The following is a 14,628-nucleotide window of genomic DNA, read 5'->3' as shown; positions in this document are numbered from 1 at the left end:
CCCGGTTACATTCCGAACCCGGAAGCTAAGCCTTACAGCGCCGATGGTACTGCAGGGGGGACCCTGTGGGAGAGTAGGACGCCGCCGAACAAATTTTGAAAAGAAGCCCCAACTCCGGGAAATATCCCGTGAGTTGGGGCTTCTTTGCGTTGTCCGGGCGATCAGTCCGGGAAAATGAGGCCGCATCGGGGGCCCGGGGTCGTTACGGTGACCCCATGCCCTATGTGATCAGGTCCATACGTTCCGACGAGTGGCTCGCGGTGAAGGAGCTTCGGCTCAGGGCCCTGAAGGACCCGGTCGCGCATCTCGCCTTCCTGGAGACCTTCGCCCAGGCCTCGGCCCGGCCGGACACCTACTGGCAGGAGCGGGCGGCGACGGCCTCCGAAGGGGCGCTGGAGGCACAGCAGATCATCGCGGAGGACGACGACGGCACCTGGGTCGCCAGCCTCACCGTGTTCCTGGAGGAGCCCGGGACGACGGACTGGGCCGGGCTTCCGGTCGAGCGGAAGCAGGGGCATGTCGTCGGCGTCTTCGTACGACCCGAACACCGGGGAAGCGGACTGACCCGGGCGCTGTTCGACGCCGGCCTGGAGTGGGCTTGGACGCGCGGCGTCGAACGGGTACGTCTGATCGTGCACGAGGACAATGCCCGGGCACGGGCCTTCTACCGCAAGGTGGGGTTTGTCGCGAGCGGGGTCACCATCGCTCTGGCGCAGAGCGCGACGGGCACGCAGAGCGCGACGGGCGCGGAGAAGTCCGAGCTGGAGATGGTCTACGAGCGGGTCTAGCGTCTCCTACACCGGGAGCTGGCCCTGCGGCCAGCGCGCCCTGGCCTGTTCGCGCGAGCGCAGCAGGGCCAGGGTGGGCAGCCCGCGTTCCGCCCCGGTGGAGAGCAGTTCCGGGAGCTGGGGCAGGGGCGCAACGGCCGCCACATCGTCCAGGACCAGAGTGAGTGGTGGGTCGAGGCGACCGGAGGATGACCGTTCGGCCATGCGCCGGCCGCGCTCGACCACGCTGGAGGCGAGAGCCGTCAGAAGCGGCATCGCGCCGGGGTGTTGCCTGGGGTCCTCGGTGGACTCACCGACCACATAAAGCGTTCCCCCTTCGTCGACGAAGGAATCCAGGGCGAGGCTGTCACTTCGATTGGATGTGCATGCCTCCCGGATATGGACCGTGAACAGGGAGGACAGCGCGCGGGCGGTCAACTCCTGGGCCATGTCGCGCCGTTCGGGATATGAGGTGAGCGCGGCCTCCAGTTCGCCCGCCGCGCCGGAGGAAGCCTTGTGGTGCGTGCGCAGTGCCCGTACGGCCTCCTGGACCTGGCTGCCCTGGGCCCAGCGGTGGATGTGCCGGATGGTGCGGCCGTCTATCGCGGCGGCGTGCAGATAGCTCCGCAGGAGCGTTTCCGCCGTATCGGCCACCGCCTGGTCGATACGGGCCGTGGGGCGCACGGGGGCGAGCAGCGCGACGGCGCGGGCCGCGGCCGTCGCCTTGTCCTCGCAGCCCGAGGACGGAGCCCAGTGCAGCCGGGCCGGGGTGTCGCACAGATGGGAGGGGTCGTAGAGGAGGACGGGGCCGAGCTTGGCCCGGGCGTCCTTGGTCTCCGACCAGAGCGCCGGGCTGGAGGTGATGACGAGGGCGGGCCCTTCGGCGTCCCGCACGGCCTGGGCGGCCACCGGGTGACGGGCCTCGGGGGCGCCGAGCACCACGGACGGGGGTGTCCAGGCGGGGGTCCCCGGGGTTCCGGGGGGCGGCCCGGTGAGGGACGCCGGTGGGGGTGGGGCCGGTACGGCCTGCACTGCGGGGAGAGGGAAGGGTGCCGGAGCCGGTGGTGCCGCCGGGAGGTGTTCCACGGCGGCGGGTTCCTGCCCGAGGACCGGCGTGGCGCCCGGATGCGGTGTGCCGGTGGCCGCGGCGGGCGGTACCGGGGTGCCCGGGGCCGGGAGGGGGACGTCGGTGGCCATGGCGGGCTGTCCCGCGGCCGGGACGGTGACCGGGACGGTGACCGGGGTGGTGGCAGAGGGAGGCGCGGCAGGGCGGGCTGGTGGCGGGACAAGCGACGGGGCGGGGGCGTCGTGGGCCGGTGGCGGGACGGGGCCGGGAGCGGGTGCAGCCCCTCTTCGGGCCCGGGCCGTCTTCCAGCGGGCCACCGTGCCGATCACAAAGACGGCCAGCACGAACAGCACCATCAGTTCGCTTATGAACAGGCCCCAGAACAGCCCGTATCCGGAGAGCTGGTCGGCCCGTGCGTCCGGCCAGGCGCCCGCGATGTCATGGGGCCGGGTGATCAGATGCCGTATGGCCACCGGCGTACGGGTGAAGCGGACGCCATCGGGCCAGGCGCCCCGCGAGAACCAGCCCGCGAGGCCCGTCGCCGTCCACACCATCAGCGTCACACCCAGCAGGAAGCCCAGTACGCCCACCAGCAGGCCGTCCGGCACTCCGCCCTGGCCGTCCCGCTGTTCCCGCCGCTGTTGTTCTCTGCCTGGTCTCATAGGTGCCCCAGTCTCACGCCACCGTGGACTCGGACGAGCCGTCCATGTCGCCCATCCGCTGTTCCACGAACGCCGCCGCCCGTTCCTCCGCCTCCAGCTCCGCCGCGCGCAGCGCGTCGTCCGTGGCGCGGTCGCTCGACGACTCCGTCATCGCGCGGTCGGTGAAGACGAGCGGCCGTTCCGACTCCGTGATCAGGTGCTTGACCACCTGCACATTGCCGTTGACATCCCAGACCGCGATGCCCGGCGTCAGGGTCGGGATGATCTCCACGGCCCACCTCGGCAGGCCGAGCACCCGGCCGGTGGCCCGTGCCTCGTCCGCCTTCTGGGCATAAATCGTCCTGGTCGACGCCATTTTCAGGATCGCCGCGGCCTCCTTCGCCGCCGCTCCGTCCACCACGTCGCTGAGATGGTGCACCACCGCCACGAAGGACAGACCGAGCCGTCGGCCGAACTTCAGCAGCCGCTGGAACAGCTGTGCGACGAAGGGGCTGTTGATGATGTGCCAGGCCTCCTCGACCAGGAAGATGCGCTTCTTCCGGTCGGGGCGGATCCAGGTGTGCTCCAGCCACACCCCGACGATGGCCATCAGGATCGGCATGGCGATCGAGTTGCGGTCGATGTGGGACAGGTCGAACACGATCAGCGGGGCGTCCAGGTCGATGCCGACCGTGGTCGGCCCGTCGAACATGCCCCTCAGGTCACCGTCGACCAGGCGGTCCAGGACCAGCGCCACGTCCAGGCCCCAGGCCCGTACGTCGTCCAGGGCGACGTTCATCGCCTCCGCCGAGTCCGGTTCGGGATGGCGCAGTTGTTCGACGATGTCGGTGAGGACCGGCTGCCGGTCGACGATCGTCTCGTTGACGTAGGCGTGCGCGACCTTCAGTGCGAAGCCGGAGCGCTCGTCGAGGCCGTGGCCCATCGCGACCTCGATGATCGTGCGCAGCAGGGCCAGCTGGCCGGTCGTGGTGATCGCGGGGTCCAGCGGGTTGAGCCGGATGCCGTGATTTAAGGCGGCCGTGGGGTCCAGGCGGATGGGGGTGATGCCCAGTTCCTCGGCGATGAGGTTCCACTCGCCGACCCCGTCCTCGCCCTGGGCGTCCAGGACCACGACCTGGCGGTCCCGGAAGCGCAGCTGGCGCAGCACATAGGTCTTCTCGAGCGCCGACTTGCCGTTGCCGGACTCGCCGAGGACGAGCCAGTGCGGCGCCGGGAGCTGCTGGCCGTACAGCTGGAAGGGGTCGTAGATATAGCCCTTCCCGGAGTAGACCTCACGGCCGATGATCACTCCGGAGTCGCCCAGGCCGGGTGCGGCGGTGGGCAGGTAGACGGCCTGGGCCTGGCCCGTGGAGGTGCGGACGGGCAGCCGGGTCGTCTCGACCTTTCCGAAGAGGAAGGACGTGAAGGCATCGGTCAGGACGGACAGCGGATCCCGCATCAGGGCCTTACCTCCGAATGCCGGTGGCGAAGGGGAGCGTGTTGACGAAGGCCCGGTGGTGCTCGCGGTCGCACCACTCCAGCTTCAGATAGGACTTGCCGGCCGAGGCGCGGATGGTGCGCTTGTCGCGGGCCAGCGCGTCCGGGGTACGGGCGGAGACGGTGATGTAGCCGACCAGGTTGACACCCGCGGCGCCGCTCGCCAGGTCCTCGCCGCGCTGGTCGAGGCGGGAGTGGGCGGCGAGGTCGCGGGGGTCCACGGTGCGGTTCATCTTGGCGGCGCGGCTCGCCTCGGCCTCGTCGTTGGTCTTCTCGGTCAGCATCCGCTCGATGGCGACCTCGGTCGGTTCGAGGTCCATGGTGACGGCGACGGTCCGGATGACGTCCGGGGTGTGGACCAGGAGGGGCGCCAGGAAGTTCACGCCGACCGGGGTCATCGGCCACTCCTTGACCCAGGCGGTGGCATGGCACCAGGGGGCGCGGGTCGAGGACTCCCGGGTCTTCGCCTGGAGATAGGTGGGCTCCATGGCGTCCAGCTCGGCGGGCCAGGCGTTGCGCTTGGTCATCGCCTGGATGTGGTCGATGGGGTGGTCGGGGTCGTACATGGAGTGGATCAGGGAGGCGAGGCGGCCCTGCCCCAGTGGCTGCCGTACCCGGATGTCGGCTTCCTGGAGCCGTGAGCAGATGTCGGTCAGCTCGCGCGCCATCACCACCGCGAGGCCCGCGTCCCGGTCGACCTTGCGGCCGCCCTGGGGGCGGGCGGCGCGCGCCATGGCCTGGGCCTCGGCGGCGAGTTCGCGGGTGTAGTGCATGCAGGCGACCAGATAGGCGCGGTGCTGCTCGCTGCTGGTGGACACCATGGACTGCAACTGGTCGTAGGAGTCGCGCAGCCAGGCCGGGGCGCGCTCGTCGCCGCGCTGGGTGACGTCCTTGGCGTGCGCGTCGGGGTCGGCGGGCAGGGTGCGGGCCAGCATCTGGAGGCGGGTGACGAAGCCGTCGCCGTTCGCCACATGCTTCAGCAGGGTGCCGAAGCGGTCGACGAGGGCCTCCTGGTCCTCGCTGTCGCGCAGGCCGACGCCCGGGCCCTCGATCTCGATGGCGGCGGTGACGGTGCGCCGGTCGGCGTGCAGCAGTACGGCGATCTCGTCCGGGCCGAAGGGGGCGGCGAGCCAGGTGATGCGACCGATGCCGGGCGGCGGGCCCACCTCGACCTCGCGGCCGTCGTAGCCGGTGCCGGACTCCATCACGGGGCTGCGGTAGGCCGTTCCCTGGCGCAGGGTCCGCTTGTAACTGCGGTTGATCTCGAACCACTTGTAGAACGTGCGGTGCTTGTACGGGACGTACACGACGGCCAGGGCGATCAGCGGGAAGCCCATCAGAAGCACGATGCGCAGGGACAGGACCGGGACGAGGAGTCCGCACATCATGCCGAGGAACGCGCCCGCGATGATCAGGACGATCTCACCGGACTCGCGGTTGCGTCCGATGATCGCGTTCGGCCGGGCGCGGCCGATCAGATATGTCCGGCGGGGCGCGACCGGATGCGACACATGGGACTGGGTCGTCAACGCCCTTCACCTCCCGTGCGGTTGGTACTGCTGTTGCGGGTGCTGCTGGCGTGCGGGGTGTCGGCCGGGCTGGTGCGCGGCGGGGGTGCGGAGGAGGCGGGGCCGGGGCCCGGGGTGCGGGTGCTGTGCGCGGCCACGCCGCCGCTCACGGGGTTGGCGGGGCGGGGCGGCTGGGCGCCGCCCTGACCGCCGCCGCCGGTGTCGGCGCGGGTGCTGTGGGTCTTGATGCCCTGGGCGACGAGGGTGGCCGGGGAGCTGATGACGGCCGCGGCCTTGCGTTCGGCGCCCTGCATCACGCGGTTGTTGCGGGAGGCGGCGATCTCGTCGCCGAAGCCGGGGACGAAGCGGTAGATCATGCCGCTGGCGAAGATGGCGAGCAGGATGATGGCGAGCCCGGAGACCACGGCCGCGAGGGAGTCGGGGCCCTTGTCGGTGGTGAGGGCGCCGGCGAGTCCCAGCACGATGACGATCACCGGTTTGACCAGGATCACCGCGATCATGATGCCGGCCCAGCGGCGGACGTGGCCCCAGAGGTTCTTGTCGACGAGTCCCGCGTAGACGACCACGCCGAGGAGGGCGCCGACGTACAGCAGGACCGCCCGCAGGAACAGTTCGAGGTACAGGACGCCCGCGGCGAGGATCGAGACGAGCGAGACGATCACCAGCATGATGGGGCCGCCGCCGATGTCCGTTCCCTTGTTGAGCGCGTCGGAGAACGCGCCGAAGAAAGTCTCGGTCTGGTCGCCGGTGGCCTTGGCGAGGACGTCGCTGACGCCGTCGGTCGCGGAGACGACCGTGTAGAGGATCAGCGGGGTGAAGGCGGAGGCCAGCACGGTGAGCCAGAGGAAGCCGACGGCTTCGGACATCGCGGTGCCGAGGGGGACGCCGCGGACGGCGCGCTTGGCCACGGCCAGGAGCCAGAGGACGAGGGTGAGGATGGAGGAGGCGGCGAAGACGATTTCGTACTGGTGCAGGAATGCCTGATTGGTGAAGTCGACGCCGGCGGTCTGCTTCACGGCCTCGCTGAGTTTGTCGACGGTCCAGGACGCGGCGTCGGCGCAGCCCTTGGCGAGGGAGGAGAGGGGGTCGAGGCTGTCGGTGAGGCTGTTGGGGGTGTGGGTGCCTGAGGAGGGGGAGTTGCCTTTTTCGCAGTAGTCCTTGGCGGGGCCTCGGATGAGGTCGCAGGGGTCACTGCTCTTCGACGGGGAGGGGCTGGGGCTGGGAGAGGCGAGGGCTCTGGTTGCAGACAGCACCATGAATGTCTGCAGGGCCGTCGCAGCGGCGGCGGCCTTGAGTACGTGGCCTTTAGCGGGCATAGGTGAACCCTCCGTACTCCTCGACAGCCTTGGTCATGTCATCGGCGGTGGAAGCTCTCTGGTCGCGGCCGACCGGAACCGGCCCGTCCTTCTGCGTGAAGTCGGTGACCTTCCAGTCGTTGTCGATCCACGTCAGCTGGTACGTCGTCGTGTACCAGCTCTCGGACACCGGATTTGTGGAGCTGCTACCGGACAGCCCGAAGAGCGATGTGTACCAGAGCTCGACGGTCGCGCGGCCGGAGCTGTAGGCGGTGGTCTTGGTACCCACCGGGATGATCCTGGAGACGAAGGTCTCGCCGCTGGGCGCCCTGCCGTCCCTGTCGAGGCCGATGTTGGACAGGAACTTCTCGCTGGAGTACGCCGCGTCGAGCCCCGACTGCCGGGCGACGGCGACGGCAGGGGCGTACACGGCACTGACGATCGCGTGCCGTTGGCCTGTGTCGAACATGCCGGTGGACCCCAGAGCCACCGCATAGTTGGCTGCTGCTGACTGGGCGCCCTGTTCGTTGTGGGGGTAGCCGGAGGGGATGGTGCCCGGGGTGGTGCGGACCGGGCGGGTGCCGGTGGCGGCTGTGGGGGCCGCGTTCGGTTTGTTGTCGGGGGTGCCGTCCGCCGAGGAGTCGCCGCCGCGGTTCGCGAAGGCGATGGCGGCGATCAGCAGGACGACCACGCCGACGACCGTGGTGAGACTGCGTGAGGAGGACCGGCCGCGCCGGGCGCCTCCGTAGACGTCGGTCGCCCGGTCGGGCAGCCGGGTGCGGGTCTGTCCGACGCCGCCGTACTCTCCCTCGCCCCCGCCGGAGGCACCGTCACCGGGACTCACGTCGCGTCCGCCCCCTCGAACTCGTGGCCGTTCCGCCCGTAGCGCGGAAACGTGTAGAAGTACGACGGTAGCCGTGCTGGTTCCCGCGCGGGCGCGGTGTGGTGACTCGACATCAGGGAAACGCAACCTCAGCCGGTGGGCACGACGGACGGATGGGTCGGAGGAGCAGACCGGGGCGCGCCCGGACGGGACTGACGGCGCGCCGGCGTACGGGGGCGGTCCGGGGGCCGCCCTACACGGCCATGCCGTACACGATCGTGAACAGCGTGCCCAGTGAGCCGATGATGAAGACTCCGGTCAGTCCCGCGATGATCAGGCCCTTGCCCTGCTCGGCACTGAAGGTGTCGCGCAGTGCGGTCGCGCCGATGCGCTGCTTGGCCGCGCCCCAGATCGCGATCGCCAGGCAGAGCAGGATGGCCACGGCCATCACCACTTCGACCATCACGCGAGCCTCGTTGCCCAGGCTGCCGAACGGGCCCCAGTCCGGGGCGATTCCGCCGATGATCGTGTTGATATCGCCCTTTGCGGCCGCGAGATGCATGTAAGTCACCGCCCCTGATGGGTAGTTCCGTAGCCCCTGGCATACGCGCAGAGGTCACGGACATTCTCGCTGACGATGACGCTGTCGTATGTCGACTTGGCGTCATTGATTGGCGGGTTTCGTATGTGTCTCTTGCCATCGGCCCGTAAAGGCCCCTCACGTGGAGTGCGGGGCGGCGGGGCCGGGCCGTACCGCCACCGTGTGTATCACGGCTGGTCACGGCGGGCAATGAGGGAAGAGCGCAACCTGACGTGGGGTTCTGTCGTTAACCCCCTTTGTGCCGTGGCGAGTCGGGGTGGTCCGCGGAGTGACCCGTTCGGCCGGTCCGGCTGGCGTCGGGTCACCCGTACGAGGGGCCCTGCGGCGGAGTGACGGCGGGAAAACGGCGGACGGGCCGCGGCTGGATTGCCGCGGCCCGCTTTCGACCGGCCGTCGGACGGGCACCCCACGCACCTCGCCGACGGCCCTTCGCCCGGAGGTCAGCCAGTGAAGGCCGCGACCCCCTCCGGGGTGCCCCAGCCGGTCGGGCCGTCGTAGCCGGACCGCGCGGTGCAGAGATAGGAGGAGCCGCAGCTGCCGTTGCTGCCGCTGGTGACGTCGTTGAGGTCGGACGTCCCGGCCGCCCGGTACGGGAACTGCGCCGGGTAGGAGCCGCTGGACGGGGTGCCGCCGAGGGCGTAGACACCGGCGATGATCGGGGCGGCCGCGCTGGTGCCGCCGTAGGTCACCCAGCCGGTGCCGTCGCCGTAGGTGTCGTAGACCGAGACGCCGGTCGCCGGGTCGGCGACGGCGGCCACGTCCGCGACGGTGCGCTTGGCGCAGCCGGTGTCGGTCTGCCAGGACGGCTTGATGTCGTACGAGGAGCAGCCGGAGCCGGTGCCCTCGGTGCTGCTGGTGTGCCAGACGCTCTCGGTCCAGCCGCGGCTGTTCGAGGAGGCGGAGAGCTTGGTGCCGCCGACGGCGGTGACATAGCGGGAGGCGGCGGGGTACTCGGCGCCGTAGCCCTCGTCGCCCGCGCTCGCGGTGATGGCGACGCCCGGGTGCTTGAAGTACGAGGAGTCCCAGCCGGTGTCGGAGGAGGACTCGGAGCCGCCGTAGCTGTTGGAGACGAACTTGGCGCCGAGCTTGACGGCCTCGTTCACCGCGGTGCCGAGGTTGGTCATCGAGGCCGACTTGGCCTCGACGAGGGTGAGGGAGCAGTTGGGGCAGATGGCGCTGGCCATGTCGAGGTCGAGCGAGATCTCCCCGGCCCAGCCGCTGTCGGCGGTGGGCAGCGAGGTCTTCGAGCCGGTCTGGCTCACCTTCTTGAAGCAACCGTTGTCGCTGCTGCACTCGGGCAGGCCGTAGTACGAGCGGTACTGCGCGAGGTCGGACTCGGCGTTCGGGTCGTCGTAGGCGTCGACGATCGCGATGGTCTCTCCGGAGCCGTTCGCGGCGGCCGCGTCGGCGAGGCCGTAGGCGCCCTGGAGGTCGTCGGGGCCGTAGCCGGTGGGGGAGTCGGAGGCGGCGCGGGGGGAGAGGGCCTTGGGGGTGATGCCCTCCGCGGCGGCCCTGCGGAGCTGGAAGGCAGTGATGCCGCCGGTGACGCGCAGGGCGTTGCAGGCCATCTCGCCCTTGACGCGGGGCACGGCGCACGAGCGGGTCCAGGTCACTTTCGCGGACGCCGGGGCGGACGCGGTGGCCTGCTTGGACGCGGCGGCCGTGGGGGCGGCGTCCGCGTGTGCCGCGGTGCCGAGACCGGCGAGCAGCAGGGCGGCGGTGGCCACGGCTGCCGAGCCGACGCGGCGCCATCTGCCGGATGTCGCCGGTGTGTTGGGGGGTGTGCTGCGCAAGGTGCGTACTCCTGGGTCTGGTGGGACAGAGAGGTACGGGGGCGTCGCCGGTGTGGACGTTCCGGCGGCGAGGCGGCGGCCCGCGACGACCTTGCTTGTTGAGTACGCGACAAACAAGAGGCTCCGGCAATCCTGACCTGCGCCTTACCGAACCGCGGGCGCCGCCTTACCGCTCGATGGCCGGGCGATGGCGCGCCCCTGGCAGATGCTTGACGGGGTGGGCGGGGGCTTCTGTGATGGGAGTGTGGGGGCCAGGGGGTGCTGTACGGAGAACTGGAAGGAGAGCGCGATGTTCGAGGGGCCTGATGTGGTGCGGGAAATCGGTTCCGTGGGCCGGCGGGTGAGCCGCAGGGCGTTCGGGACGGGCGAGGCGCGGGTCGTGACCATCTCGCGGGTCTACGACTCCCCACAGGAGGACCTCTGGGACGCGTGTACGAATCCGGAGCGCATCCCGCGCTGGTTCCTGCCCGTCTCGGGCGAGCTGCGCCCGGGCGGACGCTTCCGGTTGCAGGGCAACGCGAGCGGCACGATCGAGCGGTGCGATCCGCCGGAGGGGTTCTTCGCGACCTGGGAGTTCGGCGACGAGGTCAACTGGATCGAGCTGCGGCTGACGGCGGTCGGAGAGGGGCGGACGCGCTTCGAACTGGATCACATCGCTCAGGTGGACGACGAGCGCTGGGCCGAATTCGGGCCCGGTGCGGTGGGCGTCGGCTGGGACATGGGCCTGCTGGGCCTGTCCCGTCATCTGGCGACCGGGACGAGCGCGGACCCCGCCGCGGCCATGGCATGGCTGGCGTCCGACGAGGGGCGCCGCTTTGTGGCGCTGAGCAGCGAGGCCTGGGGCGAGGCCAGCGTGGCGGGGGGAGAGCCGGGGGAGTCGGCGAGAGCCGCGGCGGCCAGGACGACCGCGGCGTACACGGCGGGGTAGGGGCGATGGCCGGGGCAAGCCCGTACGGTCAGGCGTTCGATCCGAGGGGTGCCGCTGGATGGCTGGGTGCCCGGTTCGAGGGGCCCGCTAAGGCCGGACGCCCCGGGCGGGAGAGGTCCCGCCACGGCTGGGCGCCCGGGTCCGGGGGAGGTCCCGCTACGGCTGGGTGCCCGGGTTCGGGGGAGGTCCCGCTACGGCTGGGTGCCCGGGTTCGGGGGAGGCGGGTCCGTACGGCCGATGGAGCGAGGGTGCGTGGTCCGGATGCGCGGTTTGACCTGCGGCAATGGAACTTCATAGGTTAATTTCAGGATGGTCACAGGGTTTTTCTCACCTTCGTGGGCCAGAGTGGACCGTGATGAACCTCATCACGCGCCCCCCAGGCAACCGCCGGCACGCGTTCTTCGGTGCCTTCGTGCTGCTGGCCGTCACGGCTTCCTCCGTGGCCGCCGCCGACGGCGGTCCCGAACCCATGGGTGTGACCAAGGAGGCCGGGATCGCTCCGGCCGTCTCCCGGGTCGGCGCGCTCTTCGGGCCGGGCGGCGCGATGGAGGGCGGGCACTTCTGCACCGCGTCCGTCGTGCACAGCAAGGCCCACAATCTGATCGTGACCGCCGCGCACTGCCTGGGCACCGGCGCCGTCTGGTTCGCCCCCGGCTACCGGGACGGCAAGGCGCCGTACGGGGTCTGGAAGGTCACCAAGACCTATGTGGGCGACGGCTGGAGCGGGGACCAGGACGAGGACAGCGACGTCGCCTTCGCCACCGTGGAGACCCTGGGCGGTGCCAATATCGAGGACCTGGTGGGCGCCAACCGGTTCGTCGCGGGACAGAAGACGGGCGGCGCCGTGGTCACCGTCACGGGATACCCGGACTCCCGCGAGACGGCCATAAGCTGCGTCAACAAGCCCACCGCCGAGAGCGGCACCCAGCAGCGCATCGACTGCCCGGACTTCAGCGGAGGCACCAGCGGCAGCCCCTGGGTGAACGGGGACGGCGAGGTCGTCGGCGTGCTCGGCGGCCATGAGCAGGGCGGCGACACCGCGGACGTCTCGTACAGCGTGGTCCTCGGGGACGAGGCCGCGGACCTCTACCGCTCCGCCTCGGGCGGCTGAGACCGCCCCTCCGGTCCCGCTGAGCACCACCCGCTCCGGCTCTCCCGCTGAGCCCGGTTCCCCGGCCGTCCGGCTGCCCGCCCCCAATCGGGCTGCGCCCGCCCCCGATCCGGCTGAGCCCGGATTCCCGCTCCCCCGCCGCACCCGCCCTCAGTCCGGCTGAGCCCCGCCCCAATCGTCCGGCTGAGCCCGGTTCCCCCGCGGGCCTACGCCCCTACACTGACCCTCGGCGGACTCCCGTGCGGCGAGGGGCGGTTGACGGTGCGTAAGGCGTGGATCTGGGCCACCGCTGCCGTCGGTGCCGCGCTGTGCTTCGTGATGCTGCTCGTCGTCGGCGTCTGCCTGGTCGCCGGAAATCTGGTGAACGGCTTCGGGAACGGAACCGTCGGCCTCGCCAAGAACGCCGTGCCCGCCGCGTACGCGTCGATCGTGCAGAAGTGGGGCAATCTGTGCGGCGCGATCAACCCCGCGCTGCTGGCCGCCCAGTTGTACCAGGAGAGCGGCTTCAACCCGAACGCCAAGAGCCCCGCCCAGGCCGAGGGGATCGCCCAGTTCATCCCCGGCACCTGGGCCACCCACGGCATCGACGGCAACGGGGACGGCCGGGCCGACGTCTGGGACCCCCGTGACGCGATCCCGTCGGCGGCCTCCTACGACTGCCAGCTCGCCTCCTACGTGCGGAACACCCCGGGCAGCGCGACGGACAACATGCTCGCCGCCTACAACGCGGGGGCGGACGCGGTCATCAGGTACGGGGGCGTGCCGCCGTACCAGGAGACCCGGAACTATGTGAAGACCATCACGACCCTGGCCAAGAGCTTCGCCGCGCCCGTGCAGCGGGTCGATCCCTCGGAACAGGCCGCCGGTGCCATCTACTTCGCGCAGAAGAAGCTCGGCACCCCCTATCTGTGGGGCGGCGACGGCACCGCCGACCAGGGCGGCCGCTTCGACTGCTCCGGACTGACCAAGGCCGCGTACGCCAGTGTGGGCGTCACCCTGCCGCGTGTCGCCAACGACCAGTACAACGCCGGACCGCACCCGAACCGGGACGAACTGCTCCCGGGCGACCTGGTGTTCTTCTCCGACGACCTCACCAACTCCCGTGCCATCCGGCACGTCGGGATCTATGTCGGCGGCGGCTACATGATCGACGCGCCCAGGACCGGCGCCGTGATCCGTTTCGACCCGATCGACACCCCGGACTATTTCGGTGCGACGCGAGTCACCGAGGATGGCGCGAAAGCGCTGCCCACGTCGGTGTGAACCGGGGTGTGAAGGACATGCGACCGGGTACCTGCCGACCGGAAACGACCCCTTCCGCACACCCCGCTGAGCTGCGAAGACGAGTCTCTCTTCGATAACGTCTGCGTGATCATTGTGTGGAATGCGGAACGTTGACCACCGGCCTGTGCGTTCCTTTGGACGTAGAGCGCCGACGTACGGCAGCGGGCTTGGCGTGAAGCGGATCTACGACCACGGGGGTGGTGGGACGGCACGCGCACCGGCGCGTTCCGTGGAACGGGACAGAGGACGAAGGGGCCGTGCGCCATGGCTGGACTCGCGGAATCCGGGTCGAACCCTGACGTCGATCTGCTGTACGACATCAATGGCCTGGCCAAGGATGTGCCGCACTGGTTCGACCGGGTGGTGGGCTTCACCGGTGAGTACGGGCTGCTGCTCGCCATGGTCCTGCTGGTCCTCGGGTGCTGGTGGAGCGTGCGCAGGCGGGGCGGTGCCGATGCCGCGTCCTCCGTCGCCGCGCTGGTCTGGGCCCCGCTGGCGGCCGGAATCGCGGTCCTGGTGAATGTGCCGATCCGGGGCTTCGTGGAGCGGCCCCGGCCGTTCGTCGACCATCAGGGCCTGGACGTCCTCGTCGGCGGCAAGACGGACTTCTCCTTCGTCAGCGACCACGCCACGCTCACCATGGCGGCGGCGGTCGGCCTGTTCGTCGCCCACCGCAGGTTCGGGCTCGTCGGCCTGGGGCTGGCGCTGCTCGAGGGTTTCTGCCGGGTCTTCATGGGAGTGCACTACCCGACCGACGTCATCGGGGGTTTCGCCCTCGGTACGGCCGTCGCCCTGCTGCTGTCCCCGCCGGCCATGGCGCTGCTCACCCCGCTGATGAAGGCGGTCGAGGGCTCGCCGCGCGCCGGATGGCTGATCCGGGCCCGCCGCGCGCACACCGCGCAGACCGTGATCCCCGGCGCCCGCACCGCCGAACAGCCCGCGGAGGAACGGGACCTGGCGGCATAGCCGCAGCCCCCACTCCCTGCGCGCGCCCACGGCCCCTTGCTGTCACCCGCAGCGGCCGGGGCAGACGGCAGTACGCGAGCGGGGGGGCCCCCCCCGGGGCCCCCCGGGGGGGGGGGCCGGGGGCGGGGCGGGGGGGGGGGGGGGGGGGGGCCCGCCCCCGCCGGGGGGGGGGGGGGGGGGCCCCCCCGGGGGGGGGGGGGCGCCCGGGGGGCCGGGGGGGGGCCCCCCCCCCCGCCGCCCCCCGGGGGCCCCCCCCCGCCCGCGTACCTGGTGGCGGCGGGCGGTGGCCCGCTACAGCGACTGCGGGTAGGTGAAGAACCCGGACGG

The 14,628-nt window shown here is 71.0% G+C and carries 12 protein-coding genes and 1 rRNA gene; 6 read left to right on the top strand and 7 right to left on the bottom strand.

What is annotated here, in order from left to right; all coding sequences use genetic code 11:
- Window positions 1-90 (top strand): 5S ribosomal RNA (gene rrf / locus ACIHAA_RS31815); the annotation flags it as partial.
- A gap of 125 nt (window positions 91-215) precedes the next feature.
- Window positions 216-788 (top strand): GNAT family N-acetyltransferase, encoded by a 573-nt coding sequence (locus ACIHAA_RS31810; protein WP_399823303.1) that lies wholly within the window; start codon window positions 216-218, stop codon window positions 786-788.
- A gap of 6 nt (window positions 789-794) precedes the next feature.
- Here the strand turns inward: ACIHAA_RS31810 and ACIHAA_RS31805 are convergent, their stop codons facing one another.
- From ACIHAA_RS31805 to ACIHAA_RS31775, 7 genes are all read right to left on the bottom strand, one after another.
- The gene (locus tag ACIHAA_RS31805) at window positions 795-2,495 is read right to left on the bottom strand and encodes a type IV secretory system conjugative DNA transfer family protein (RefSeq protein WP_399823301.1); all 1,701 of its coding nucleotides are present in this window, start codon (window positions 2,493-2,495) and stop codon (window positions 795-797) included.
- Between the two features lie 13 nt (window positions 2,496-2,508).
- Window positions 2,509-3,933: an ATP-binding protein gene (locus ACIHAA_RS31800; protein ID WP_399823299.1), complete on the bottom strand. Its 1,425-nt coding sequence runs from the start codon at window positions 3,931-3,933 to the stop codon at window positions 2,509-2,511.
- 7 nt (window positions 3,934-3,940) lie between these two features.
- Window positions 3,941-5,500: an SCO6880 family protein gene (locus ACIHAA_RS31795; RefSeq protein ID WP_399823297.1), complete on the bottom strand. Its 1,560-nt coding sequence runs from the start codon at window positions 5,498-5,500 to the stop codon at window positions 3,941-3,943.
- Window positions 5,497-6,816, bottom strand: coding sequence for a hypothetical protein (locus tag ACIHAA_RS31790; protein ID WP_399823295.1), 1,320 nt, complete (start codon window positions 6,814-6,816; stop codon window positions 5,497-5,499). The genes ACIHAA_RS31795 and ACIHAA_RS31790 overlap by 4 nt, the downstream gene beginning before the upstream one ends.
- The gene (locus tag ACIHAA_RS31785) at window positions 6,806-7,639 is read right to left on the bottom strand and encodes a hypothetical protein (protein ID WP_399823293.1); all 834 of its coding nucleotides are present in this window, start codon (window positions 7,637-7,639) and stop codon (window positions 6,806-6,808) included. Before ACIHAA_RS31785 ends, ACIHAA_RS31790 begins: the two co-directional genes overlap by 11 nt.
- 232 nt (window positions 7,640-7,871) lie before the next feature.
- Window positions 7,872-8,180, bottom strand: coding sequence for a hypothetical protein (locus ACIHAA_RS31780; RefSeq protein ID WP_043441655.1), 309 nt, complete (start codon window positions 8,178-8,180; stop codon window positions 7,872-7,874).
- A gap of 479 nt (window positions 8,181-8,659) precedes the next feature.
- Complete coding sequence (locus tag ACIHAA_RS31775) at window positions 8,660-10,012, bottom strand: peptidase S8 (RefSeq protein WP_399823291.1); 1,353 nt, start codon at window positions 10,010-10,012, stop codon at window positions 8,660-8,662.
- A 289-nt stretch (window positions 10,013-10,301) separates the two neighbouring features.
- On the opposite strand from ACIHAA_RS31775, the gene ACIHAA_RS31770 reads away from it, so the two are divergent.
- The 4 genes from ACIHAA_RS31770 (at window position 10,302) to ACIHAA_RS31755 (ending at window position 14,301) form a co-directional block, all read left to right on the top strand.
- The gene (locus ACIHAA_RS31770) at window positions 10,302-10,940 is read left to right on the top strand and encodes an SRPBCC family protein (protein ID WP_399823289.1); all 639 of its coding nucleotides are present in this window, start codon (window positions 10,302-10,304) and stop codon (window positions 10,938-10,940) included.
- A gap of 355 nt (window positions 10,941-11,295) precedes the next feature.
- A complete protein-coding gene (locus ACIHAA_RS31765; protein ID WP_399823287.1) occupies window positions 11,296-12,051 on the top strand; it encodes a trypsin-like serine peptidase in 756 nt (251 codons plus the stop codon).
- A gap of 261 nt (window positions 12,052-12,312) precedes the next feature.
- Window positions 12,313-13,314, top strand: coding sequence for an NlpC/P60 family protein (locus tag ACIHAA_RS31760; protein WP_399823286.1), 1,002 nt, complete (start codon window positions 12,313-12,315; stop codon window positions 13,312-13,314).
- Window positions 13,315-13,599: 285 nt separating this feature from the next.
- Complete coding sequence (locus tag ACIHAA_RS31755; RefSeq protein ID WP_399823284.1) at window positions 13,600-14,301, top strand: phosphatase PAP2 family protein; 702 nt, start codon at window positions 13,600-13,602, stop codon at window positions 14,299-14,301.
- The last annotated feature ends 327 nt before the right edge of the window (window positions 14,302-14,628 follow it).

The sequence above is a fragment of the Streptomyces sp. NPDC052040 genome (genome assembly GCF_044548405.1).
Classification (GTDB): Bacteria; Actinomycetota; Actinomycetes; order Streptomycetales; family Streptomycetaceae; genus Streptomyces.
Note: the sequence above shows the minus strand (reverse complement) of the source record. Positions and strands in the feature narration are given on the sequence as shown.